The sequence below is a fragment of the Pseudomonas sp. FW507-12TSA genome (assembly GCF_058781435.1).
The window spans coordinates 150,678-173,588 of record NZ_JBYSWT010000013.1; the positions used below are offsets into that span (position 1 = coordinate 150,678).

20 protein-coding genes are annotated in these 22,911 nt (G+C 64.8%); 7 read left to right on the plus strand and 13 right to left on the minus strand.

Annotation, left to right across the window (positions count from 1 at the left end; genetic code table 11):
- From lnt to miaB, 5 genes are all read right to left on the minus strand, one after another.
- Entirely contained in the window at window positions 1–1,536 is a 1,536-nt protein-coding gene (lnt, locus tag AC3WK8_RS14735; RefSeq protein ID WP_404942592.1) for an apolipoprotein N-acyltransferase, read from the minus strand.
- Between the two features lie 173 nt (window positions 1,537–1,709).
- Complete coding sequence (locus AC3WK8_RS14740; RefSeq protein WP_022641189.1) at window positions 1,710–2,549, minus strand: CorC family transporter; 840 nt, start codon at window positions 2,547–2,549, stop codon at window positions 1,710–1,712.
- A gap of 41 nt (window positions 2,550–2,590) precedes the next feature.
- A complete protein-coding gene (ybeY, locus tag AC3WK8_RS14745; protein WP_103327039.1) occupies window positions 2,591–3,049 on the minus strand; it encodes an rRNA maturation RNase YbeY in 459 nt (152 codons plus the stop codon).
- Entirely contained in the window at window positions 3,042–4,061 is a 1,020-nt protein-coding gene (locus AC3WK8_RS14750; RefSeq protein WP_103327037.1) for a PhoH family protein, read from the minus strand. The genes ybeY and AC3WK8_RS14750 overlap by 8 nt, the downstream gene beginning before the upstream one ends.
- A gap of 159 nt (window positions 4,062–4,220) precedes the next feature.
- Window positions 4,221–5,549: a tRNA (N6-isopentenyl adenosine(37)-C2)-methylthiotransferase MiaB gene (gene miaB, locus AC3WK8_RS14755; RefSeq protein WP_178088072.1), complete on the minus strand. Its 1,329-nt coding sequence runs from the start codon at window positions 5,547–5,549 to the stop codon at window positions 4,221–4,223.
- A 134-nt stretch (window positions 5,550–5,683) separates the two neighbouring features.
- Here miaB and AC3WK8_RS14760 point away from each other — a divergent pair, with 134 nt between their 5' ends.
- The gene (locus AC3WK8_RS14760) at window positions 5,684–6,010 is read left to right on the plus strand and encodes a DUF1820 family protein (RefSeq protein ID WP_022641185.1); all 327 of its coding nucleotides are present in this window, start codon (window positions 5,684–5,686) and stop codon (window positions 6,008–6,010) included.
- 72 nt (window positions 6,011–6,082) lie between these two features.
- Here the strand turns inward: AC3WK8_RS14760 and AC3WK8_RS14765 are convergent, their stop codons facing one another.
- The 4 genes from AC3WK8_RS14765 to AC3WK8_RS14780 all read right to left on the minus strand — a co-directional run bounded on the left by AC3WK8_RS14765 (window position 6,083) and on the right by AC3WK8_RS14780 (window position 9,602).
- Window positions 6,083–6,637 carry a tetratricopeptide repeat protein gene (locus tag AC3WK8_RS14765; RefSeq protein WP_022641184.1) on the minus strand — a complete coding sequence of 185 codons (555 nt, stop codon included), beginning with the start codon at window positions 6,635–6,637 and terminating at the stop codon, window positions 6,083–6,085.
- A gap of 221 nt (window positions 6,638–6,858) precedes the next feature.
- Window positions 6,859–8,142 (minus strand): glutamate-1-semialdehyde 2,1-aminomutase, encoded by a 1,284-nt coding sequence (gene hemL / locus AC3WK8_RS14770; RefSeq protein WP_022641183.1) that lies wholly within the window; start codon window positions 8,140–8,142, stop codon window positions 6,859–6,861.
- A 20-nt stretch (window positions 8,143–8,162) separates the two neighbouring features.
- Window positions 8,163–8,786, minus strand: a complete 624-nt coding sequence (gene thiE / locus AC3WK8_RS14775; RefSeq protein WP_085596969.1) for a thiamine phosphate synthase — start codon at window positions 8,784–8,786, stop codon at window positions 8,163–8,165.
- A gap of 18 nt (window positions 8,787–8,804) precedes the next feature.
- Window positions 8,805–9,602: a hydroxymethylpyrimidine/phosphomethylpyrimidine kinase gene (locus tag AC3WK8_RS14780; protein WP_031320583.1), complete on the minus strand. Its 798-nt coding sequence runs from the start codon at window positions 9,600–9,602 to the stop codon at window positions 8,805–8,807.
- Window positions 9,603–9,893: 291 nt separating this feature from the next.
- Between AC3WK8_RS14780 and AC3WK8_RS14785 the strand changes: the two genes are divergently transcribed.
- The 4 genes from AC3WK8_RS14785 to AC3WK8_RS14800 all read left to right on the plus strand — a co-directional run bounded on the left by AC3WK8_RS14785 (window position 9,894) and on the right by AC3WK8_RS14800 (window position 16,272).
- A complete protein-coding gene (locus AC3WK8_RS14785) occupies window positions 9,894–12,260 on the plus strand; it encodes a hybrid sensor histidine kinase/response regulator (protein WP_103327034.1) in 2,367 nt (788 codons plus the stop codon).
- A gap of 74 nt (window positions 12,261–12,334) precedes the next feature.
- Window positions 12,335–13,987, plus strand: a complete 1,653-nt coding sequence (locus AC3WK8_RS14790) for an acyl-CoA dehydrogenase family protein (RefSeq protein WP_103327033.1) — start codon at window positions 12,335–12,337, stop codon at window positions 13,985–13,987.
- Window positions 13,988–14,095: 108 nt separating this feature from the next.
- Complete coding sequence (gene amn / locus AC3WK8_RS14795) at window positions 14,096–15,559, plus strand: AMP nucleosidase (RefSeq protein WP_085597073.1); 1,464 nt, start codon at window positions 14,096–14,098, stop codon at window positions 15,557–15,559.
- A 146-nt stretch (window positions 15,560–15,705) separates the two neighbouring features.
- On the plus strand, window positions 15,706–16,272 hold the full coding sequence (locus tag AC3WK8_RS14800) for a pseudouridine synthase (RefSeq protein WP_164485066.1): 567 nt from the start codon (window positions 15,706–15,708) through the stop codon (window positions 16,270–16,272).
- Here AC3WK8_RS14800 and AC3WK8_RS14805 read toward each other — a convergent pair.
- Window positions 16,267–16,476, minus strand: a complete 210-nt coding sequence (locus AC3WK8_RS14805; protein WP_022641176.1) for a DUF2788 domain-containing protein — start codon at window positions 16,474–16,476, stop codon at window positions 16,267–16,269. The genes AC3WK8_RS14800 and AC3WK8_RS14805 overlap by 6 nt on opposite strands.
- A 124-nt stretch (window positions 16,477–16,600) precedes the next feature.
- Window positions 16,601–17,080 (minus strand): Lrp/AsnC family transcriptional regulator, encoded by a 480-nt coding sequence (locus tag AC3WK8_RS14810; RefSeq protein ID WP_022641175.1) that lies wholly within the window; start codon window positions 17,078–17,080, stop codon window positions 16,601–16,603.
- A gap of 418 nt (window positions 17,081–17,498) precedes the next feature.
- Between AC3WK8_RS14810 and AC3WK8_RS14815 the strand changes: the two genes are divergently transcribed.
- Window positions 17,499–18,566, plus strand: coding sequence for a DUF6515 family protein (locus tag AC3WK8_RS14815; RefSeq protein WP_103327031.1), 1,068 nt, complete (start codon window positions 17,499–17,501; stop codon window positions 18,564–18,566).
- On the opposite strand, the gene AC3WK8_RS14820 is transcribed toward AC3WK8_RS14815, so the two are convergent.
- Complete coding sequence (locus AC3WK8_RS14820) at window positions 18,560–19,456, minus strand: cation diffusion facilitator family transporter (RefSeq protein ID WP_022641173.1); 897 nt, start codon at window positions 19,454–19,456, stop codon at window positions 18,560–18,562. The genes AC3WK8_RS14815 and AC3WK8_RS14820 overlap by 7 nt on opposite strands.
- 22 nt (window positions 19,457–19,478) lie before the next feature.
- Window positions 19,479–19,898, minus strand: a complete 420-nt coding sequence (locus AC3WK8_RS14825; RefSeq protein WP_022641172.1) for a hypothetical protein — start codon at window positions 19,896–19,898, stop codon at window positions 19,479–19,481.
- A gap of 129 nt (window positions 19,899–20,027) precedes the next feature.
- Between AC3WK8_RS14825 and hrpB the strand changes: the two genes are divergently transcribed.
- Complete coding sequence (gene hrpB / locus AC3WK8_RS14830; protein WP_103327029.1) at window positions 20,028–22,550, plus strand: ATP-dependent helicase HrpB; 2,523 nt, start codon at window positions 20,028–20,030, stop codon at window positions 22,548–22,550.
- The last annotated feature ends 361 nt before the right edge of the window (window positions 22,551–22,911 follow it).

Sequence of the window (22,911 nt, forward strand, 5' to 3'; positions counted from 1 at the left end):
TCAGACGGTCTTGGCGATCCGGCTGGCGAGCAGTGCCCAGCCCAGCAGCAGGGTGCAGAGTACTACCAGAGGCCAGGAGCGCCATTGCAGGTAGGGCGTCAGGTTGTGCATGGGCACTACTTCGCCATACAGGATGCCGCGCTCGAACTGGGGGATCTGCACGGTGATCTTGCCGAACGGGTCGATCAGTCCGGTGACGCCGTTGTTGGTGGCGCGGATCATCCAGCGGCCGGCCTCCAGGGCGCGCATCTGGGCCATCTGCAGGTGCTGCAGGGGGCCGATGGACGTGCCGAACCAGGTGTCGTTGCTGATGGTCAGCAGCAGGTCGCTGCGGGCCGAGAGACTGGCGGCGAACTCGGGGTAGACCACCTCATAGCAAATGAAGGGCGCGACCTGGTAGCCCTTGGCTTGCAGCAAGGGTTGGTCGGCCGGGCCGCGGGCGAAGTCGGACATGGGCAGGTCGAAGAAGTCGATCAGGCCCCGCAGCAGGTCCTGTAGCGGTACATATTCGCCAAAGGGCACCAGCTTCTGCTTCAGGTAGGTGCCGTCGCCCTCGCCGGTTACGGTGATGCCGTTGAAGTAGCGCTTCTCGTGGTGCACCAGCTGGCGCACCGGTACTCCGGTGATCAGCGCGGAATGACGATCGGCGGCGAAGTTGCCCATCATCGACAGATAGCCTTCGGCCGACTCCTTGAGCACTGGAACCGCTGTTTCCGGCCATACCAGCAGGTCCACGCGCTTGCTGGCCAGGCTCATGTCGCGGTACAGGCCCAGTTGCGCATTGAGTTGGGCGGGGTCCCATTTCATGCTCTGTTCGATATTGCCCTGGATGGCCGCAACCGACAGCGGCTCCCCCGCTGGGCTGGTCCAGGCATGGCCCTTGAGTGCCAGGCCGGCTACCCAGGGGGCCGCCAGCAGTACCAGCCCTGCTGCGATGAAACCCTTGCGACCGTTGCCGATCAGGCGTGGCAGGTTGTAGAGCAGGGCAGCGGTCAAGGCCAGGGCGAAGGAAATCAGCCAGATGCCGCCTAGCGGCGCGAGCCCGGCCAGGGGGCCGTCCAGCTGGCTATAGCCGGAATAGAGCCACGGGAAGCCGGTGAGGAACCAGCCTCGGAAGGCTTCCTGGCCCAGCCACAGGGCGGCGAACGCCAGGGCATCGGCCAGTGGCGCTTCGTTGCGTCGTAGCCAGCGGGCCCAGAGCCACGCGGGCAGGGCGAAGAACCAGGCGATGGCGGCGATGAAGGCCAGCATCAGCAAGCCTGCAAGCAGGACCGAGGCGCCACCGTAGGTGTGGATGCTGACGTAGATCCAGCTGGTGCCAGCGCCGAACAGGCCGAAACCGAAGCACCAGCCCCGGCCCAGGGCCTGGCGCGGCGTCAGTTGCCGCAGGCCGGCGTAGAACAGGCCGACGGCCAGCAACGCCAGGGGCCAGATGTCGTAGGGGGCCAGGGCCAGGGTGGTGATGGCGCCAGCCGCGACGGCCACCAGGTTGCCGGGCCAGCCGGGTTGAAGCGAGCGCTGCAAGAAGCGTTTCATCAGCTCTTTCCTGTATCGCACCGGGCAGGGCGCGAGGAGATTGTTCGGGTTGATTCAGCTGAGCGTCGAATCACGCAGCGCTTCGCCGCTGGCCCCTGCGCAGGCTCCTTGCCGGCTGCCGATCGGTCGGCGGCCAGGCAAGGTTCCAGTGGGAGGGGCGAGACGTCCAGTTCTCAGCGAGAGACGGGGGTCAGGCGCAGCAGGTGGATCCGCCGGCTGTCGGCATTGAGCACGCGGAAGCGATAGGCACCGATTTCAGTGATTTCGTTGCGTTTTGGCAAGTGGCCAAACGCACTCATCACCAGCCCGCCGACAGTATCGAACTCGTCGTCGGAGAAGTCGCTGTCGAAGAACTGGTTGAAGTTCTCGATCGGCGTCAGCGCCTTGATCAGGAAGTCACCACTGGGCAGCGGCTTGATGTAGCTGTCTTCCTCGACGTCGTGCTCGTCCTCGATATCGCCGACGATCTGTTCCAGCACGTCCTCGATGGTCACCAGGCCCGCTACACCGCCGTATTCGTCGATGACGATGGCCATGTGGTTATGGTTGGCGCGGAACTCGCGCAACAGCACGTTCAGGCGCTTGGACTCCGGCACGAAGGTGGCCGGGCGCAGCAGGTCCTTGATATTGAAGCTGTCGCCGTTCTCCTTGAGGATCAGGGGCAACAGATCCTTGGCCAGGAGGACGCCCATCACGTCGTCATGGCTTTCACCGATCACCGGATAACGCGAATGTGCGGAATCGATGACTGCGGGCAGGAATTCCCGGGGGGTCTGGGTCGCCTTGATGCTGATCATCTGCGAGCGCGGGACCATGATGTCCCGGACTTGCAGGTCAGCGACCTGGATGGCGCCTTCGACGATGGCCAGCGCTTCGCTGTCCAGCAATTTGTTCTGATGGGCTTCGCGCAGCAGCTCCAGCAGCTCCTGGCGGTTTTTCGGCTCATGGGCAAAAGCCTGGGTCAGTTTGCCCAGCCATGACTTTTGCCCGTTGCTCGATCGATCTTCGCTCATAGCGATTGCTCTGAATCCTTAGGTTGTTACAAGTGTGTTGTTCAGCTTTCGTCGTCTGCATAAGGGTCGGGATGACCCAGTTCTGCAAGCAATGTACGTTCCAGGGCTTCCATTTCCTCGGCTTCGTCGTCATCTATATGGTCGTAGCCCAGCAGATGCAAGCAGCCGTGAATCACCAGGTGGGCCCAGTGGGCCTCGAGCGCCTTGCCTTGCTCGGCCGCTTCCCGTTCGACCACCGGGATGCAGATCACCAGGTCTCCCAGCAGCGGGATGTCCAGCAGCTCATCCGGCACTTCCGCAGGAAATGACAGCACATTGGTGGCGTAATCTTTATGACGCCAGGTGTGGTTCAGCTCGCGGCCTTCGGTTTCGTCGACTAGGCGGATGGTCAGTTCGGAGTCGGCGGTGCGCTGGCGCAGGGCCAGCTCGCACCATTGGCGGAACTGTTGGTCGCTGGGGGCCGGCTGTTGGCTGGCGCGCTGCAGATCGAGCTCAAGCATCGTGGCGGCTGCCCCTGTCGGCGGCGGCCTTGGCGGCTTCGTCGGCATTGTGCTGCTCGAAGCGCTCGTAGGCTTCGACGATGCGCTGCACCAGGGGGTGGCGCACCACGTCCTTGGGCATGAAGTGCGTGAAGCTGATGCCCGGGACATCGCCCAGCACCTTGATCACGTGGGCCAGGCCGGACTTGGTGCCCTTGGGCAGGTCGACCTGGGTGATGTCGCCGGTGATCACCGCCGTGGAGCCGAAGCCGATCCGGGTAAGGAACATCTTCATCTGTTCCACGGTGGTGTTCTGGCTTTCGTCGAGGATGATGAAGCTGTTGTTCAAGGTCCGGCCACGCATGTAGGCCAAGGGCGCGATCTCGATGACCTGGCGCTCGATCAGCTTGGCCACATGCTCGAAGCCGAGCATTTCATACAGCGCGTCGTACAGCGGACGCAGGTACGGGTCGATCTTCTGTGCCAGGTCGCCAGGCAGGAAACCCAGTTTTTCGCCGGCTTCCACCGCCGGGCGCACCAACAGGATGCGCCGCACTTGTTCGCGCTCCAGGGCGTCCACCGCGCAGGCTACCGCCAGGTAGGTCTTGCCGGTACCGGCCGGGCCGATGCCGAAGTTGATGTCGTTGGCGAGGATTTCCTTGACGTAGCGCTGCTGGTTCAGGCCGCGCGGCCGGATCATGCCCTTGCGGGTGCGCAGGGCGACAGCAGCGTCGGCCACCGAGGGATTGTCGAGCTGTTCCACGGCGGATTCCTGGAGGAACAGGTGCACCAGGTCCGGCGATAGCTCGGTACCCTTGGTTTCCCGGTAGAGACGGCGCAGGAGGTTTTCCGCGGAGGTGGTGTGCTTGGGTTCGCCGATCAGTTCGAACTGATTGCCGCGGTTGCGGATCTCGATCGCCAGGCGCTGCTCGATCAAGCGCAAATGCTCGTCGAACTGCCCGCACAGATTGGCGAAGCGGCGAGCCTCGAAGGGCTCGAGGATGAAACGATGAGGTTCTATGGGTGCGTTCAAGGTCGTTTTTAGCCGCCCAACGGCAATTAAGATGAATTCAAGGATAACGCCAGCAGCCTGGGTGCGAAAGCTCTTATGAGGAGCGATGACTGCCGGTGTTTCTCCAGGTCTCTGGCCCGGTCGGCAGGCTGGCTTGCGCCCAGGCCGGTTTCCTCGCCCCTACGCCAGCAACGAGCCACGCAGCGAGTGGGGCTGCGCGGAGTCGATGTACACGTCGGCGAACTGGCCGATCAAGGTCGGATCGTCGCAGCGGAAGTTGACGATCCGGTTGTTCTCGGTCCGTCCTTGCAGCTCTCCAGGGTCTTTCTTGGAGTAGTCGGTCACCAGGATGCGCTGGGTCGAGCCGACCATCTGTCGGCTGATTTCGAAACCTTGCTGGTTCAACCGGTGCTGCAGGGCGTTCAGGCGTTCTTTCTTCAGCGCTTCCGGGGTGTCGTCCGCAAGGTCCGCGGCCGGGGTTCCGGGGCGCTGGCTGTAGACGAAGGAGTAGGAGAAGTCGAACCCCACGTCCTCGATCAGCTTCATGGTCTGCTGGAAGTCTTTCTCCGTTTCCCCGGGGAAACCGACGATGAAGTCCGAGCTGATGCAGATCCCCGGTACCGCCGCGCGCAGCTTGCGCAACTTGGATTTGTACTCCAGGGCGGTGTGGTTGCGCTTCATCGCGGCCAGGATGCGGTCCGAGCCCGACTGGACCGGCAGGTGCAGGTGCTTCACCAGTTCGGGGACTTCGGCGTGGGCCTGGATCAGGCTGTCGGAGAACTCCAGCGGGTGCGAGGTGGTGTAGCGGATCCGCTCGATGCCATCGACGGCCGCGACCACGCGGATCAGCTCGGCCAGGTCCGCAGTACGCCCTTCGTGGGTCTGGCCACGGTAGCCGTTGACGTTCTGGCCCAGCAGGGTGACCTCGCGGACGCCGTTTTCCGCCAGGTGGATGATCTCGGCGATCACATCATCGAACGGCCGGCTGACTTCTTCGCCACGGGTGTAGGGGACGACGCAGAAGGTGCAGTACTTGCTGCAGCCTTCCATCACCGAGACATAGGCGCTGGGGCCGTCGATGCGCGGCTCGGGCAGGTGGTCGAACTTCTCGATCTCGGGGAACGAGACATCCACCTGCGGCAGTTTGGTGGTTCGGGCGATGTCGATCATTTCCGGCAAGCGGTGCAGGGTCTGCGGGCCGAAGACCACGTCGACATAAGGTGCCCGGTCGCGGATGGCCGCGCCTTCCTGGCTGGCCACGCAGCCGCCCACGGCGATCACCATTTCCGGGTTGGCCAGCTTCAGCTCGCGCCAGCGCCCCAGTTGGGAGTAGACCCGGTCCTGGGCCCGTTCGCGGATGGAGCAGGTGTTGAGCAGGATGACGTCCGCGTCTTCGGCGCGCGCCGTGACTTCCAGGGCCTGGTTTTCACCCAGCAGATCCACCATGCGCGAGCTGTCGTACTCGTTCATCTGGCAACCGTGGGTTTCGATGTAAAGCTTTTTGGCCATGGACCTAGGTCTCAGGTGATTCAAAGAACCGCGCATTATAGGGTCCATGCCCCCAGGTTCCTAGCATTGCGCGTCGGGTAGCTATGCTATAGTTCGCGCCCCATTTTTCTCCCCCGACCTGTTGTCCGTCCGCCATGACCAAACGTGAAGCTCCAATCTACAAGGTGATTTTCCTCAACCAGGGCCAGGTGTTCGAGATGTACGCCAAGCAGATCTATCAGAGCGATCTGTGGGGATTCCTGGAAGTCGAGGAATTCGTCTTTGGCGAGCGCACGCAAGTGGTGGTCGATCCTAGCGAAGAGAAGCTCAAGGCCCAGTTCGAAGGCGTGGTACGCAGCTTTGTGCCCATGCATTCGATCGTGCGCATCGACGAGGTGGAGCGCCTGGGAACGCCGAAGATCAGCGAAGCCCGTGGCGTGGGCAATGTCATGCCGTTCCCGATGCCGATGCCCGAGAAGTAACGTCGTTCGATGATTGCTGGCCGTTCCCGGTGAGCGGCGGCCGTCTTGCTGGCCAATGGCTGGCCGAGGCGGTCAAGGCAGGGGCGAGAAGGGCGAGCGGCCGTCGGCGCTCTGCAGTTCCAGCAGGTATTTACGGAAGATCTGTCCCAGCACCTGGGTGGCGACTTCCAGCTCGTCGCGCTGCATGTGCTCGGCGACTTCATCGGCGGTATCCAGGGCGTCTTCGGCGCCATTGACCGCAGCCATCTTCAGCACGATATAGGCCTGGACGTTGTTGGCCGGTACGCCTTCGCCGTGGAAGAACATGGTGCCGAGCTTGAACTGCGCCTGGGCGTGGCCTTGCAGGGAGGCTTTCTCGAAGTAGCTCAGGGCCAGGTTGAGGTCGCGTGGTACGCCCTTGCCCTCGTAGTAGAACTCGCCCAACTCGTATTGCGCCTGGGCATCCCCTTCGTCGGCGGCCTTCTGGCACGCGGTAAGAGCCTCGGCCTGTTCCTGTGCCTGGGGATCGAGGGTGCAGCGACCCAGCGCTGGGATCAACAACGAGTTGCCGCCTGCTTGTGCGTGCGCGAGCAGGGGTTGAAGGAGCAACAGGCAGCCCAGTGTCAGGGCGCGGCCGGTGCGGTTCATGGGAATCGACTTACCTCTGAGGGGCGCGCGGCCCAGCGTGGGGCCCAATAAGCGCGCATTATGAAATAAGCAGGGCCCACCTTACAAAGTCTTTACTCGTTTTTCTGCCGCATGGGCGCGATATTCGCCGCTTTCGCCAGTATTTTCCCGGTCGGCGGGAGCAAAGTCCGCATAAAGGGCGTGACGGACGCTGTGGGTCGCAGCGTCCGCCGGCCGAGGCATCACTTCAGGGCAGCGAAGGCACGTTCCGCGGCATCCAGGGTCAGCTTCAGCTCGGTGTCGCCGTGGGCGATCGAGGTGAAGCCGGCTTCGAAGGCGCTTGGCGCGAGGTAGACGCCGCCTTCGAGCATCAGGTGGAAGAAGCGCTTGAACAGGTTGGCATCGCTGGCCATCACGTCGTCGAAAGTGACGATGTCGTCGGCGCCGCTGAAGTACAGGCCGAACATGCCGCCCGCCTGGGTAGTGACGAACGGGATGCCGGCGGCATCGGCGCGTTGCTGCAGGCCTTCGAGCAGGCGGCTGGTGTAGTCGCTCAGCTCGGCATGGAAGCCCGGGCGGCTGATCAAGCGCAGGGTGGTCAGGCCGGCCGCCATGGCCAGAGGGTTACCGGACAGGGTGCCTGCCTGGTACACCGGGCCCAGCGGGGCGATGCAGCCCATGATCTCGCGCTTGCCACCGAAGCAGCCCACCGGCATACCGCCACCGACGATCTTGCCGAAGGTCGACAGGTCCGGGGTCACGCCATAGTGGGCCTGGGCGCCGCCGAGGGCGACCCGGAAGCCGGTCATCACTTCGTCGAAGATCAGCACCACGCCGTGTTTGTCGCACTGCTCGCGCAGGCCTTCGAGGAAGCCCGGCGCCGGCGGTACGCAGTTCATGTTGCCGGCCACCGGTTCGACGATGATGCAGGCCACGGTCTGGCCGACTTCGGCCAGGGTCTTCTCGACGGCGGCGATGTCGTTGAACGGCAGGGTCAGGGTGTGCTTGGCGAAGTCGGCCGGGACCCCGGCCGAGCTTGGTACGCCCTGGGTCAGCAAGCCGGAGCCGGCCTTGACCAGCAGGCTGTCGGAGTGGCCGTGGTAGCAGCCTTCGAACTTGATGATGGCGTCACGGCCGGTGTAGCCACGGGCCAGGCGGATGGCACTCATGGTGGCTTCGGTGCCGGAGCTGACCATGCGCACCATCTCCATGGACGGCACGATGGAGCACACCAGGTCGGCCATCTCGGTCTCCATGGCGGTCGGCGCGCCGTAGGACAGGCCGTGTTCCAGCTGCTTGCGTACGGCGTCCAGCACTTGCGGGTGGCTGTGGCCGAGGATCATCGGGCCCCAGGAGCCGACATAGTCGACATAGCGCTTGTCATCTTCATCGGTGACGTAGGCGCCTTCGGCATGCTTGAAGAACAACGGAGTGCCGCCCACGCTGCGGAAAGCGCGGACCGGTGAGTTCACGCCACCGGGGATGTGTTTCTGGGCGTTGGCGAACAATGTTTCGGAACGAGACATGGCAGGGCTCTCAAAAAATATCAAAGATCGAACAGGGCGTTGAAGGCGCGGGCGCGACGGGTCACCTGTTCGGCGCTATCGGCACCGAACAGCCCGTGGACCACGGCCAGCAGGTCGGCGCCATGGCCGACCAGCGGTGCTGCGTTATCCAGGGTGATACCGCCGATCACGCAGATCGGCAGTTGCAGGCTGGCCCGGGCCTGGTCCAGCAACTCGAGGTTGGCGGTGGGCGCGCCGGGCTTGGTGCTGGAGTTGAAGAAGCGGCCGAAGGCAACGTAGCTGGCGCCCTCGCGCGCGGCTTGCTCGGCCAGTGCCAGCTGGCTGTGGCAGGTGGAGCCGATGATCGCCTGGCGCCCCAGCAGGGCCCGGGCCGGGGTCAGCGGGCCGTCGGTCTGGCCCAGGTGTACGCCAGCGCCGATGCGCGCCGCCAGCTCGGCGTCGTCGTTGATGATCAGCTGGGTCTTGTAGCGCTCGCACAGGCCGAGCAGGGCTTCGGCCTCCCGCAGGCGACGGGCCTGGTCGTCGCTCTTGTCGCGGTACTGCAACAGGGTGACGCCGCCATCGAGCGCTGCCTCCACGTATTCCAGGAACTTGCCAGCCAACAGCTGGCTATCGGTGATGGCATACAGACCACGTAGTTTCATAGGGCGAGCCTCATGGCATTACGAGCAGAAATCCAGCGGCAAGCGGCGTGGGACGAACTGCCCGCGCCCCAGTTGTTCGGCGTCGCGCAGGGTCCGCCAGGTGTAGTCCAGGGCCGTTTTCACGGCGCTGGCCAGGTGCTCGCCCTGGGCCAGGCGGCCGGCGAGGGCGCTGGCCAGGGTGCAACCGGAACCGTGGTAGCTACCGGGCAGGCGCTGGCAGGTATAGGTTTCACGCAGGCCGTCGCGGCTGTACAGGCGGTTGTGCACTTCGTGCTCGTCGCCATGGCCGCCGGTGATCAGCAGGTGCTTGATGTAGGGCAAAAGTTTTTCGGCGCATTGGTCGGCGGTGCCTTCGGGCAGTTCCGCCAGGATCCGGGCTTCGGGGAGGTTGGGGGTGGCGATGGTCGCCAGGGGCAGCAAGCGTTCGCGCATGGCGTAGCCCACTTCATCCTTGCCCAGCCGTCCGCCACCGCCGGCGCGCAGCACCGGGTCGCAGACCAGGGGCAGGTGCGGATGCGCCTGGAGCAGCTCGACCACGGTGTCGACCATTTCCAGGGAGCCGAGCATGCCCAGCTTGACCGCGGCCACGGTGGAATCGTTGAGTACGGCATTGGCCTGGGCCAGTACCCACTCGCGATCCAGGACGCGGAAATCGCTGACGTTGACCGTATCTTGCACGGTCAGGGCGGTTACAGCCGGAGCTGCGTGACAACCCTGGGCCAGCAGGGCTTCGATATCTGCCTGCAAGCCGGCGCCGCCACTGGGGTCGTGGCCGGAGAGACAGAGGACAACGGGGCGGGAGCTGTAGGTATTCATGGGCGGCGAGCTTACCACCAAACGCTTTTTTGCGCGGCGCCTGGCGCGGAATGATCCACGGAGCTGTTTTCCTGCCGACAATCCTGACCGAAGCAACAGCTCTAGCTCGCTGGATTGCGCTGAAAGGCCCGTTCTAGAGCCTTTAGACTAAAGTTCTCGATAGTGTTCAATGGCCATCAGAGGCTATGCTAGAGTGGTTTCAATCCAATAACAGGTCATGCTGGTTGACGTCTTCTCAAAGGGAAATGGGGGGCTTCCTGACGCAACCGGACAAGCCACGCCGGGGCTTTAATGCGCTATTTGCTGATGTTGCTGTTGAGCCTGCCGATGCTGGCTGGTGCCGTCGAGTTCGACGAGTTCACCCAACGCCTGCCCTTGGGGCGGGTGATGCAAGTCCTCGAGGACACAAGTGGCCAGGCGACGATCGCCGATGTCAGTTCCGCAGCCCTGGCCGGAGCCTTCAAGGCCCACGACCAGGATACGCTCAATGCCGGCTACTCGCGCTCGGCATTCTGGCTGCGGATCGACCTGGACTACCGCCCCGCCAACCCCGCCGCGCAACGCAGCTGGCTGCTGGAATTGGCCTATCCGCCCCTGGATCGCCTGGACCTGTACGTCCCCGATGAAAGCGGCGGTTATCGGTTAGCCGGGCGTACCGGTGACGCCTTGCCCTTCAGCAGCCGGCAGATCCACCAGAACAACTACCTGTTCAGCCTGAATTTCTCGCCCCACGAGCACAAGACCGTCTACCTGCGCCTTTCCAGCGAAGGGTCGATCCAGGCACCGGTGAGCCTCTGGTCCGGCACCGCCTACCTGGAGGCCCAGCCCGCCCGCTTGTATGTACTGGGGCTGATCTACGGGGTGTTGCTGGGCATGCTGGTGTACAACCTGTTCATCTACCTCAGCGTCCGCGACACCAGCTACCTCTACTACATCGTCTATATCGCTTCGTTCGGCCTGTACCAGCTTTCGGTCAATGGCGCCGCGGTAGAGTACTTCTGGCCCGACAACCCCTGGTGGGCCAACGCCGCGACCCCCTTCTTCATCGGCTCGGCCGGCCTGTTCGGCAGCCAGTTCGCCCGCAGCTTCCTGCAGACCGCCCGCCACAGTCCCTGGGTCGACCGTGTCCTGTTGGCGCTGATGGCCTTCGGGGCCGTGGTCATGGCCCTCTCGCTGATGACCAGCTACGCCCTGGCGCTGCGCCTGGCCACCACCCTGGCCCTGGTCTTCACCGTGGTCATCTATGTCGCGGGGATCGTCGCCTGGTGCCGTGGCCTGCGGGTGGCGCGCTATTTCATCATTGCCTGGTCGGCCTTCCTGTTCGGCGGAGTGATCAACACCCTGATGGTGCTCGGCTACCTGCCCAACGTGTTCCTGACCATGTACGCCAGCCAGATCGGCTCGGCGATCGAGGTGGCACTGCTGTCCCTGGCCCTGGCCGACCGGATCAACTCGATGCGCGAACAGCAGGCCCGGACCCTGCAGGACGCCGGGCAGAAGCTGGAGGTGCTGAACCAGCAACTGGCCCATAGCAATCGGCTCAAGGATGAATTCCTGGCCACCCTGACCCACGAACTGCGCACCCCGATGAATGGCGTCATCGGCTCCCTGGAACTGATGCAGACCCTGGAGCTGGATCCGGAGCTGGAGCAGTACCAGCAGACCGCCGCCGGCTCCGCCCGGGACATGATGCGCATGGTCAACGGCATCCTCACTCTTACCGAATTGCAGGCCGGCAAGCTCACGGCACAAAGCCAGCCGTTCAGCCTGCGTTCGTTGCTGAGCGCCTTGCAGGCCCAGTTCGGCGCTAGCGCAGCGAGCAAGTCGTTGTCGTTCCGGGTCGACCTGGGCGTGGGTATCCCCGATCGCTTGCTGGGGGATCGCTGCAAGCTCAGCCATTGCCTGGAATGCCTGCTGGAGAACGCGGTCAAGTTCACCTCTGGCGGCGGCGTGATATTGCGCGTGGTCAGCAGGGCCGCCCCGGCTGGGCGGGTGAACCTGATCTTCGAGGTGATCGACAGCGGCATCGGCTTCGTCAACCTGGACGAAGCCACCCTGTACCAGCGTTTCTTCCAGCTCGATGGTTCCATGACCCGCGAATACGGTGGCCTGGGTATCGGCCTGGCGATCTGCCGGCAGCTGGTGGAACTGCTCGGCGGGCAGCTTACCCATGAATCCACACCAGGCCAGGGCAGCTGCTTCCGCCTGCATGTGGCGCTCGACTCCCAGGAACCGGTGGCCCGTTCGTCGGTCGTTGGTTCGCGGCGCCTGCCCGAGGATTGCAGCGTGCTGCTAGTGGACGACAACGACGTCAACCAGCTGGTGCTGCGGGGCATGCTGCTCAAGCTGGGGTACCGGGTACGCACTGTCGCCAGTCCCACCGATGCCTTGCAGGCGTTGGGGCGCGAGGCCATCAGCGCGGTGCTGCTGGACGGTGATATCAATACCGCCCAGGTCGGAGCGTTCCGCCTCCAGGCCCAGGCTTTGCCGGGGTATGCCCGTTTGCCGATCCTGCTGGCCTGCGTTCCCGGTACAGAGGGCTGCATCGGTGGTTCCGGGACCGATTACCTGGGAAAACCGGTGAAATTCGAAGAACTGCAAGCCGTGCTGGCCAGGTGGGTGCTGCGGGAAGAACAAGGCGAAAGCGCCGATATTTAGGCGGATATGCCACTTTGAACGGAGGGAGGCGGGTGCTTAACTGGGGTCTTGGCACACCCTGAAGGAGCCCCGTGATGAACCTCCACCAGTTCGCTGAAACCCACGAAGTCACCAACCAGCCACCATCCCTGGATGGCACCAACCTCTATCGGATCGACCTGCCACTGCAGCAATGGATGCGTCGGTTCGATGCTGGCTGGGCCGAGTCCCGGGTCGATGCCTATGGTGCCCTGGCCGGCGGGCCGTTGATGGAAGCGGGGTTCCTGGCCAATCAGAACAAGCCGGTGTTCAACAGCCATGACCGCTTCGGCCACCGGATCGACCTGGTGGAGTTCCACCCGGCCTACCACCAGTTGATGCAGGCGGCGATCGAAGGCGGCCTCACGTCCTTGCCCTGGACCCATCCCCAGCCTGGCGCCCATGTGGCGCGGGCCGCCATGACCTACCTGCACAGCCAGGCCGAGGCCGGCAGCGGTTGCCCGCTGACCATGACCTTCGCCTGCGTGCCGGCCCTGAAGTTGCAGCCGGATATCGCCGAGCAGTGGCTGCCCAAGATCCTCGCCACCGAGTACGACCCGCGTAATGTCGGCATGCAGCACAAGGCCGGGTTGACCATCGGCATGGCCATGACCGAGAAACAGGGCGGCACCGATGTGCGCGCCAACACCACCCGGGCCTATCCGGTGGGGGCCACGGGGCCGGGGCAGGCCTATGAGCTGGTGGGGCACAAGTGGTTCTGTTCGGCGCCGATGTGCGATGCCTTCCTCACCCTGGCCCAGACCGACAAGGGCCTGACCTGCTTCCTGCTGCCCCGGCATCGTCCCGACGACAGCCGTAACCAGTTCTACATCCAGCGCTTGAAGAACAAGCTGGGCAACCAGTCCAACGCCTCCAGCGAAGTGGAGTTCCGTGGCGCCCTGGCCTGGATGGTCGGCGAGGAAGGGCGGGGCGTGCCGACCATCATCGAGATGGTGGCCATGACGCGCTTCGACTGCATGGTGGGTTCCAGCTCGCTGATGCGCCAGGCGCTGACCCAGGCCAGCCACCATTGTGCCCATCGCAGCGTCGGTGGCCGGGTGCTCGGCGAGCAGCCGCTGATGCAGAACGTGCTGGCCGACCTGGCCCTGGAGAGCGAGGCGGCCCTGGCCCTGAGCATGCGCATGGGCCGGGCCCTGGATCACCAGGACGATGCCCAGGAAGCGAAGTTCTCGCGCCTGGTGACGGCGGTGGGCAAGTATTGGATCTGCAAGCGGGCCCCGGCCATGATCAACGAAGCCGCCGAATGCATGGGTGGCGCCGGTTATGTCGAGGACAGCATCCTGCCGCGGCTGTACCGCGAGGCGCCGGTGAACTCCACCTGGGAAGGCTCCGGCAACGTCCAGTGCCTGGATGTGCTACGGGCCCTGTCGAAAGAGCCGGGCGTGCTCGATGCGCTGTTCGCCGAGCTGGGCGATGGCCATGGCGACCGGCGCCTGGCCGGCCATATCGCTGGATTGAAGGAGAGCTTCAAGGACACCGATGATATCCAGTACCGTGCTCGCCAGCTGACCGAGGACATTGCCCTGGGGTTGCAGGCCAAGCTGCTGCTGGAGGCCGGCAACCAGGTGGTCGCCGACGCCTTCATCGCCAGTCGCCTGGGGGGCCAGTCCGGTCGGGCCTACGGCACTCTGCCGCGGGGGCTGGATGTGGCCGCCATCGTCGCTCGCTCGACGCCACAAGGCTTCTGAGGGGCTCCAGGGCCGGCTTGCCGGTCCTGGCTGCGATGCCACTGTTTCCGTGGGGCGAGGTTGCAGGCAAGATGGACGCCTGCAAGATCAGAACACAGGGTGCTCATCGTGACCGAAGCTTTTATTGTCGTTCAATCCGCCGAACAAGCCGTGGATCGGCTGGCTGCTCTGCACGAGCGGGCCACCACCGCGCTGAGCCAGGCGCTCAAGCGTTACCTCAAGGACCGCATCGAACCGGATGCCGAGCAGCGAGCGTTGTTCCGTTATCCCGAGCTGCGCCTGACCTATCACTGCCAGGGCGAAGTGCCACAGACCACCCGGGCCTACGCCAAGGTCCAGCTGCCAGGCACCTACAGCGTTACCGTCACCCATCCCGCGGCCTTCCGCAATTACCTGCTCGAGCAGTTGGAGCCACTGATGCACGATTTCACCGTGACGGTGGAAGTGGGTGTCAGCGAGCAGAACATTCCTTATCCCTATGTCGTCGAGCAGGGCGATGAACTGGCCGGCTCCGGCGTAACCGCCGCGGCCCTGGCCCGGGTTTTCCCGAGCACCGACCTGTCGGCCGCCACCGATGGCATCGCCGACGGCCTGTACAACTGGGAAAACGCCAATCCGCTGCCGCTGGCGCTGTTCGACGCCGCGCGGGTGGATTTCTCCCTGCGCCGCCTGGTGCACTACACCGGCAGCGACTGGCGCCATGTGCAGCCGTGGATCCTGCTGACCAACTACCATCGCTACGTCGACCAGTTCATCGTCCATGGCCTTGAGCAACTGCGCAACGATCCGCGCTTCGTGCGCATGGTGCTGCCGGGCAACGTGATCATCGAGAAGGGCATGGACCACGGCGAGGCCTCGGCCATTGCCGCCGGCGTGGTCTGGCATCGCTACCAGATGCCGGCCTATCACCTGCAGGCCAGCGATGGCCACGGCGTGACCCTGGTGAACATCGGCGTCGGCCCGTCCAATGCCAAGAACATCACCGACCACCTGGCCGTGCTGCGTCCGCACTGCTGGCTGATGATCGGCCACTGTGGCGGCCTGCGGCAGTCCCAGACCATCGGTGACTATGTACTGGCCCACGCCTACATGCGCCGCGACGGTATCCTCGACCGCGTGGTGCCGCCGAACATCCCGATCCCGGCCCTGGCCGAGGTCCAGCTGGCGCTGCAAGAAGCGGCGGCCAACGTCACCGGGGAGAAGGGCGAGCAACTGAAGAAGCGCCTGCGCACCGGCACCGTGCTGACCTACGACGACCGCAACTGGGAGTTGCGCTGGGCCGAGGAGCGGCCGCTGATCAACCTGTCCCGGGCCGTGGCGGTGGACATGGAAAGCGGCACCATCGCTGCCCAGGGTTATCGCCTGCGGGTGCCCTACGGCACCTTGCTGTGCGTTTCGGACAAGCCCCTGCATAGCGAGATCAAGCTGCCGGGTTCGGCCAACGCCTTCTACGAGCGGGCGGTCAGCCAGCACCTGAAGATCGGTATCGAGGCCGTGGACCTGCTGCGCAGCGAACTCAACTCCCTGCACTCGCGCAAACTGCGCAGCTTCGACGAGCCGCCGTTCCGCTGACACCTCGCCCCATGGTCATTTGGCGATCAGGCCACTAGCATTGTCGGTCCTGATCGCCAGATGTTCCCTAGCTCATGTCCCGTCCGTCCCGTCCCGCTTCCCGTCGCCCTGGCGCGAAGCCGTTTTCCGCATCCCCCGCCAAGCGCGTGGCCAAGGCGCCGCCTGCCGAGCCACGGTTGATCCTGTTCAACAAGCCGTTCGATGTGCTAACCCAGTTCAGCGACGGTGAAGGCCGGGCGACGCTCAAGGATTTCATCGCCATCCCCGGGGTCTATCCCGCCGGGCGCCTGGACCGCGACAGCGAGGGGCTGTTGCTGCTGACCAACGACGGCCAGTTGCAGGCGCGCATCGCCGATCCCAAGCACAAGCTGGCCAAGACCTATTGGGTGCAGGTGGAAGGCGAGCCCAGCGCCGAGCAGTTGCAGCGCTTGTGCGACGGTGTGGAGCTTAACGACGGCATGACCTTGCCGGCCCAGGCTCGCCAACTCGAAGAGCCGCAATTGTGGCCGCGCAATCCACCGGTGCGCTTTCGCAAGAGCGTGCCGACCAGTTGGCTGGAGCTGGTGATCCGTGAAGGGCGCAATCGCCAGGTGCGACGCATGACGGCCGCCGTGGGTTTGCCGACCTTGCGCCTGGTACGGGTGCGGATCGGTGACTGGACCCTGGATGGGCTGGACCAAGGCCAGTGGAAGGAAGTGCCGGCGCGGCTATAGGGCGCCGGTCTCGATCAGGCCGATCACCACGCTCTTGATGATGAAGGCGGCCACGCCCAGGCCCAGGACGAAGAACAGGATGAACGAGCCGAAGCGCCCGGCCTTGGATTTCTTGGCCAGGTCCCAGACGATGAAACCCATGAAAATGATCAGGATGCTGACCAGGCCGGTCATCATCCACTCTTCGAATACTGCCGGATCCATCGAACATCTCCAGTGCGCGCAGGACAAAAAAAGCCGGGCGAGTATACGCCAAGCGTTCCGGCCCGGGCATTGATCTGCGTGCGTTACGTCGCCACAGCCCGGGACCGCATGGCGGCTTGCCGGATCAGTTGCGCAGGTGGGTCAGCGGCAGTTCGGTGCTGTTGAGTACCTGGTTGAGCACGAAGCTGGAGCGGACGCTGGTCACGCCTTCGATCCGGGTCAGGTGGCCCAGCAGCAGCTTCTGGTAATGGTCCATGTCCGGTACTACCACCTTGAGTTGGTAGTCGGCATCCATCCCGGTCACCAGGCTGCACTCGAGCACCTGGGGCAGATTGCGGATCGCCGCCTCGAAGTTCTCGAAGCGCTCCGGAGTGTGGCGATCCATGCCGATCAACACATAGGCGGTCAGGCTCAGGCCGAGCATCTTGCGATCCAGCAGCGCGACCTGGCGGGAGATGTAGCCGTCGTCTTCCAGCTGCTTGACCCGGCGCGAGCAAGGCGAGGGCGACAGGCCGATGCGTTCGGCCAATTCCTGGTTGGAGATGCGGGCGTCGCGTTGCAATTCCGCCAAAATGCTCAGGTCATAGCGGTCCAGTTTGCTCATCGTTCAGGCCTTTGTCTTAACTATTGCGTTGAATTATCTATCTCGGGTTAAAAATTGCGCAAGAGCTGTTTGGCAAAGCAATCTTCGCAATCCTCTGTCGCGAGGCGAGGCCTATTCTTATCACCAGAATCACTGCCCGGACATAGAGTCCACTGCGGCCCGCCGAATCAGGCCTGCCGCGGCCGCCAACCCCACAGGGTTGGGCAGGCCCCCGGGCTGCACCCTGTCCAGAAGACGGAGTGAGGTGAGCCGGTGCCACAAGCGCCGAGCACGGACAAAATCTCAAGGGGTGGCCGACGGGCCGCCCTTTTTTATTGCCTGCGAAATAAGTTTCGTGACTGATAATCTCTAGCAGAACCGCCCTGGGCTTTTGCCAGTCTTATGTTCAGGTTCCCCCCAATTCGCAGTGAGGAATAGCATGAAGTCGCGCATCTGGCGTATGGCAGGTGTTGGTGTGTTGTGCGTGAGCGTCAGCGCGCAAGTGTTCGCCGATGAGCGAGACGAGAGGCGCCCTCCCCAGCAGGGGGAGCAGGCCGGGGGACAGCGCGAACATGCTCCTGAAGGCCGCAGGGAAAGCAACCAGGGCCATCCGGCGTACCAGCAGCCGGCCCCGCAGCAACCGCGGATGCAGAACGAAATCATCCGTGGCGACAACAGCCGCCAGTTCGAGCGCAGCCCTCAACATCAGGATGGGCAGTGGCAGGAACGGCCTCGCCACGAAGCCGAGCAGCAGGGGCGGCCAGCGCCACAACCGGCCGCGAACCTGCCGATCCAGCCGCGTCCGGATACCGTGCGCCAGACCCAGGAACCGCAACGCGGTTATTACCAGGACATCCCCCGGCGCAACGATTACAACCCGCATTGGCAGGCCGGCAATCCTGGCTGGCGTCCAGACAATCGCCACCCCAATGACAATCGCTGGCCGGGTCGTCCTGACGGTCGTGGCAACGGTTGGGGTCCGGGTCCGCAATACCGCCCGGGTTATGTGATCGATCGTTTCCCCGAGCGCAACTTTCGCGTGCCCTATCGTGGCCACGACTACTTCTTCTCGGGTGGCTACTGGTATCGCCCCCAGGGCAGCCGCTATGTGGTGGTGACCCCGCCCTATGGCATCCGCGTGGGCTACCTGCCCGATTACGCGCGGGAAGTGTGGATCGGCAGCGCGCTGTTCTTCCTTGCCGCCGGTGCCTACTACACCTATGAAGCCAACACCCAGCAATACGTGGTGGTGGAGCCGCCGGCAGGCGTTGTGCCGCCTGCGCCGCAACCGGTTGGCAACGGCTATGACGTGCTGGCCTATCCGGTCAACGGCCAGCCGCCGCAGCAGGTCGATCAGGACCGCTACGACTGTTATCGCTGGGCAGTGCAGCAGAGTGGTTTCGATCCGGCCAGCGTGACTTACCAGCCGGCGCCCGAAGTGGTCCAGGCCTATCGCCAGGCCCAGGGCAATTGCCTGAGCTCACGGGGCTACCAGGTGACCTACTGAGCCCTGGCGGCCCTGACTACCTCCTGCGGGTCGGCGTGCACCAGCACTTCGGCCCGCGGATAGGCCGCGTGGATCGCATCGGCGGCCTGGTCGCTGATGCCGTGGGCCACCCTCAGGGTCAGGTCGCCGGGTAGCTCCAGGTGCAGCTGGACGAACCAGCGGCTGCCGGAAATCCGTGTCCGCAGGTCATGGGCGCCCAATACTCCGGGGACCGCGCAGGCCAGCTCCAGCATGTGCTGGCTGACCTCGGTCGGCAGTTCCTCGTCCATCAGTACCGAGAAGCTTTCCCGGGCGATCTGGATCGCGCTCCAGAGGATGTACACGGCGATCCCCAGGCCGAACCAGGCATCCACCTGCTGCCAGCCGAAGGCCGCCAGGGCCAGGGCCAGGAGGATGCTGCCGTTGAGCATCAGGTCGGAGCGATAGTGCAGCGAGTCGGCGCGCACCGCATTGGAGCCGGTGGCCCGGATCACCCGATGCTGCAACACCAGCAAGGCGCTGGTCAGCACTAGCGACAATACGATCACCCCGATGCTCAGCCAGGGCGCCCCGACCGGTTCCGGGTGATGCAGGCGCTCGACCGCCTGGAAGGCGATCAGTACCGCGCTGCCCGCGATGAACAGCGCCTGGGCCATGCCGGCCAGGGACTCGGCCTTGCCGTGGCCGTAGCGATGGTCGTCGTCCGCCGGACGCAGGGCGTAGTGCACCGCCAGCAGGTTGAGCAGCGAGGTGAAGCCGTCGAGCACCGAGTCGGTCAGGCCCGCGAGCATGCTCACCGAGCCGCTGAGCCACCAGGCCACGGCCTTGGTCAGGATCAGGATGCCGGCCACGGTGACCGAGGCGCGGGTGGCGAGGCGCAGGAGGCGAGCGTGTTCCGGGCTACCGATCATGGGGTTTCCTTGTGCGGCGGGTTCAAGCGGCTGGCTGCAGTCCGTACAGGGCCAGTTGTTGCACGCTGCCCTTGTGCTGGATCAGGCGTGGGTCGTCCAGCGGGAAGTGGCCCCCCAGCTCCTGCTCGAGGATGGCCTGCAACTTGCGCTTGTCGACTGTACCGTCGGCGCCGATGGCCTGCTGGAGTTTCTCCGGTGCGACCTGTGCGGTCTTGCCCGGCTCCAGGTAGATGGCGCCAGTGGCGAAGTCGACGCCGAAGGCGATCAGCCCCGGGATCACGTAGAACAGCAGGCCCACGGCATCCAGCGCCACGATCACCGGGTCGATCTTGCCGTCGATCTGGCCGCGCCGGTCGGGGAAGAAGATCGAGCCGCAGGCGGTGAGCTGGGTCAGCAGGGTGGTCACCAGGATGCCGCCGATGACACGGTGGGGAATACGCATGGATATCTCCTAACAGGCATGAAGGCCCGGACAAATGGTGCGGGGGGCAAGTCTCGTCGATCAGCACTCAGACCATGATCAGCCCCGGGCAGTTCGCCGTTATACTCGCGCCTCTGTTTTGGAGCCAGCATGAAATCCTTGCCGATCGATGAAGTTTTGCCTGCACTGCGTGACGCCTTGGCGACACGCCACGAAGCGGTGCTCGAAGCCCCGCCCGGCGCCGGCAAGACCACCCGCGTGCCCTTGGCGTTGCTGGACCAGGATTGGCTGGCCGGGCAAACCATCCTGATGCTCGAGCCCCGGCGCCTGGCCGCCCGTGCCGCCGCCGAGCGCCTGGCCAGCGAGCTGGGGGAAAAAGTCGGGGAAACCGTGGGCTATCGCATCCGCCTGGACAGCAAGGTCGGCCCGCGTACCCGTATCGAAGTGGTCACCGAAGGCATTCTCACCCGGCGCCTGCAGGACGACCCGGCCCTGGAGGGGGTCGGCCTGCTGATCTTCGACGAGTTCCACGAACGCAGCCTGGATGCCGACCTGGCCCTGGCCCTGAGCCTCAATGGCCGCGAACTGTTCCGTGACGAGCAACCGCTGAAGATCCTGCTGATGTCGGCGACCCTGGAGGGCGAGCGCCTGTCGGCGCTGCTGGACGATGCGCCGATCCTGCGCAGCGAGGGGCGCATGTTCCCGGTGGCCCAGCGCTGGGGCCGGCCGTTCCAGCCTGGTGAGTTCATCGAGCCGCGGGTGGTGCAGGTGGTCCTGGAGGCGGTCCATGACGAGAGCGGCAGCCTGCTGGTGTTCCTCCCGGGCCAGGCGGAGATTCGCCGGGTGCACCAGCAATTGAGCGAGGCCTTGGGCGAGCGTGACGAGATCCTGCTGTGCCCGTTGCACGGCGAACTGGAGCTTGCCGCCCAGCGCGCCGCCATCGATCCGGCGCCGCCGGGCAAGCGCAAGGTGGTGCTGGCCACCAACATCGCCGAGACCAGCCTGACCATCGACGGCGTGCGGGTAGTGGTGGATGCCGGGCTGGCGCGGGTGCCGCGCTTCGATCCCGGCAGCGGCATGACCCGCCTCGATACCCAGCGCATCTCCCGGGCCAGCGCCACCCAGCGTGCCGGTCGCGCCGGGCGCCTGGAACCGGGGGTGTGCTACCGGCTGTGGTCGGCGGACCAGCAAGAACAACTGGCCGCCCATGCCAGCCCGGAGATCCTCCAGGCCGATCTGGCCGGCCTGGCGTTGCAACTGGCGCGCTGGGGCGTGACGCCGGGCCAGTTGGCCTGGCTGGATGTGCCGCCCGCTGCGGCCTATGCCCAGGCCCAGGACCTGTTGATGCGCCTGGGCGCGCTCGACGGGGAAGGCAAGCTGACCCGCCACGGCCAGGCCATGGCCGAGTTGCCGGCCCACCCGCGCATCGCCCATCTGTTGCTGCGCGGCCAATCCCTGGGACTGGCGCCGATGGCTTGCGATGTCGCGGCCTTGCTCGGGGAACGTGACATCCTGCGGGGCGCCGACGCCGACCTGCACAGCCGCCTGGTGCTGCTCTCGGGTGAGGCGCGAGCTGCCCGTGGCGCCCAGGGTGGCGTGCAGCGGGCCCGACAACTGGCGCGCCAATACCGCGGCTACCTGCGCGGCCAAGCCGATGCGGCGGTGGCCGATCCCGAGCATCCACGCTGGCTCGGTGCCTTGCTGGCCCTGGCCTATCCCGACCGGGTGGCCCAGCAACGGCGCCCGGGTGGCGCCGAGTACCGCCTGGCCAATGGCCGTGCGGCCCAGTTCAGCGAGCCCGACAACCTGATGAAGCAGCCCTGGCTGGTGATCGCCGACCTGGGTAGTCGCCAGGGCCAGCGTGAGGAGCGGATCTACCTCGCTGCGGATTTCGATCCAGCGCTGTTCGAAACGGTGCTGGCCGAGCAGGTGCGTAACGTCGACCAGTTGGACTGGGACGAGCGTGAAGGCCTGTTGCGGGCAGAAAGACAACGCAAGGTGGGCGAACTGGTGCTCAGCCGCGAGCCGCTGCCGGGCCTGGATGAAAGCGCCCGCTGCCTGGCCCTGGTCCAGCTGGTGCGGCGCAAGGGCCTGGAACTGTTGCCCTGGACCGCCGAGCTGCGCCAGTGGCAGGCCCGGGTGGCCCTGTTGCGCCAGCTGGAACTGGCCGCCAAGGCTGAAAGCCAGTGGCCGGATGTCAGCGATGCGGCCTTGCTTGAGGGGCTGGAACACTGGTTGGCGCCGTACCTGGGCAAGGTCTCGCGCCTGGCCCACTTCGCCAACCTGGACCTGGCCGGCATCCTGCTTGGCTTGCTGCCCTGGCCCTTGCCCCAGCGCCTGGACGAGCTGGCCCCGCAGCACCTGAAGGTGCCATCCGGCTCGTCGATCCGCCTGGACTACAGCGAGCAGCCGCCGATCCTCGCGGTGCGCCTGCAAGAGCTGTTCGGCCTGGCCGAAACCCCACGCATCGCCGGTGGCCACCAAGCGGTCAAGTTGCACCTGCTGTCCCCCGCCCGCCGCCCGGTGCAGGTGACCCAGGACCTGGCGAGCTTCTGGCGCAGCACCTACGCGGAGGTCAAGAAGGACCTCAAGGGCCGTTATCCCAAGCACTACTGGCCGGATGATCCGCTGATCGCCGAGGCCACCGCCCGGGCCAAGCCCAGGGGTACTTAGCAGGCCGTTGAAAAACTACCTGCGTTGCCATCGCCTACGTTTTGCAACGGCCTGTTAGGTGCATCAACGATCCTGCTCGGGACCGTTGTTGTCCCGAGCAGGATCGTTTTGCCTGCGCCTTCTCTCGCCACTGCCAGTTTCGTTCCCCTTGAGGGGGGCGGCCCGGTCTGCCTGGACTTGAGTACTTGGGCGGCTCGTTTTCGAGCGATGCCCACGGCGGGGGCGCCTGGTCTCGATCCACGCTTGAAAGCATCTGGAAAACGCTTCCGAATCGCCGCAACCAAGGTTGGGGATGGCCGAACTGCAATAAAAATTGATGGATATTTCATGTTTATTTTTTGTTATTTAAAGATCATTTAAT

Coding starts and splice junctions, on each gene's coding strand:
- lnt (WP_404942592.1), bottom strand. CDS start 1,536: ATGAAACGCTTCTTGCAGCGCTCGCTTCAACCCGGCTGGCCCGGCAAC.
- AC3WK8_RS14740 (WP_022641189.1), bottom strand. CDS start 2,549: ATGAGCGAAGATCGATCGAGCAACGGGCAAAAGTCATGGCTGGGCAAA.
- ybeY (WP_103327039.1), bottom strand. CDS start 3,049: ATGCTTGAGCTCGATCTGCAGCGCGCCAGCCAACAGCCGGCCCCCAGC.
- miaB (WP_178088072.1), bottom strand. CDS start 5,549: ATGGCCAAAAAGCTTTACATCGAAACCCACGGTTGCCAGATGAACGAG.
- AC3WK8_RS14760 (WP_022641185.1), top strand. CDS start 5,684: ATGACCAAACGTGAAGCTCCAATCTACAAGGTGATTTTCCTCAACCAG.
- AC3WK8_RS14765 (WP_022641184.1), bottom strand. CDS start 6,637: ATGAACCGCACCGGCCGCGCCCTGACACTGGGCTGCCTGTTGCTCCTT.
- hemL (WP_022641183.1), bottom strand. CDS start 8,142: ATGTCTCGTTCCGAAACATTGTTCGCCAACGCCCAGAAACACATCCCC.
- thiE (WP_085596969.1), bottom strand. CDS start 8,786: ATGAAACTACGTGGTCTGTATGCCATCACCGATAGCCAGCTGTTGGCT.
- AC3WK8_RS14780 (WP_031320583.1), bottom strand. CDS start 9,602: ATGAATACCTACAGCTCCCGCCCCGTTGTCCTCTGTCTCTCCGGCCAC.
- AC3WK8_RS14785 (WP_103327034.1), top strand. CDS start 9,894: ATGCGCTATTTGCTGATGTTGCTGTTGAGCCTGCCGATGCTGGCTGGT.
- AC3WK8_RS14790 (WP_103327033.1), top strand. CDS start 12,335: ATGAACCTCCACCAGTTCGCTGAAACCCACGAAGTCACCAACCAGCCA.
- AC3WK8_RS14805 (WP_022641176.1), bottom strand. CDS start 16,476: ATGGATCCGGCAGTATTCGAAGAGTGGATGATGACCGGCCTGGTCAGC.
- AC3WK8_RS14810 (WP_022641175.1), bottom strand. CDS start 17,080: ATGAGCAAACTGGACCGCTATGACCTGAGCATTTTGGCGGAATTGCAA.
- AC3WK8_RS14815 (WP_103327031.1), top strand. CDS start 17,499: ATGAAGTCGCGCATCTGGCGTATGGCAGGTGTTGGTGTGTTGTGCGTG.
- AC3WK8_RS14820 (WP_022641173.1), bottom strand. CDS start 19,456: ATGATCGGTAGCCCGGAACACGCTCGCCTCCTGCGCCTCGCCACCCGC.
- AC3WK8_RS14825 (WP_022641172.1), bottom strand. CDS start 19,898: ATGCGTATTCCCCACCGTGTCATCGGCGGCATCCTGGTGACCACCCTG.
- hrpB (WP_103327029.1), top strand. CDS start 20,028: ATGAAATCCTTGCCGATCGATGAAGTTTTGCCTGCACTGCGTGACGCC.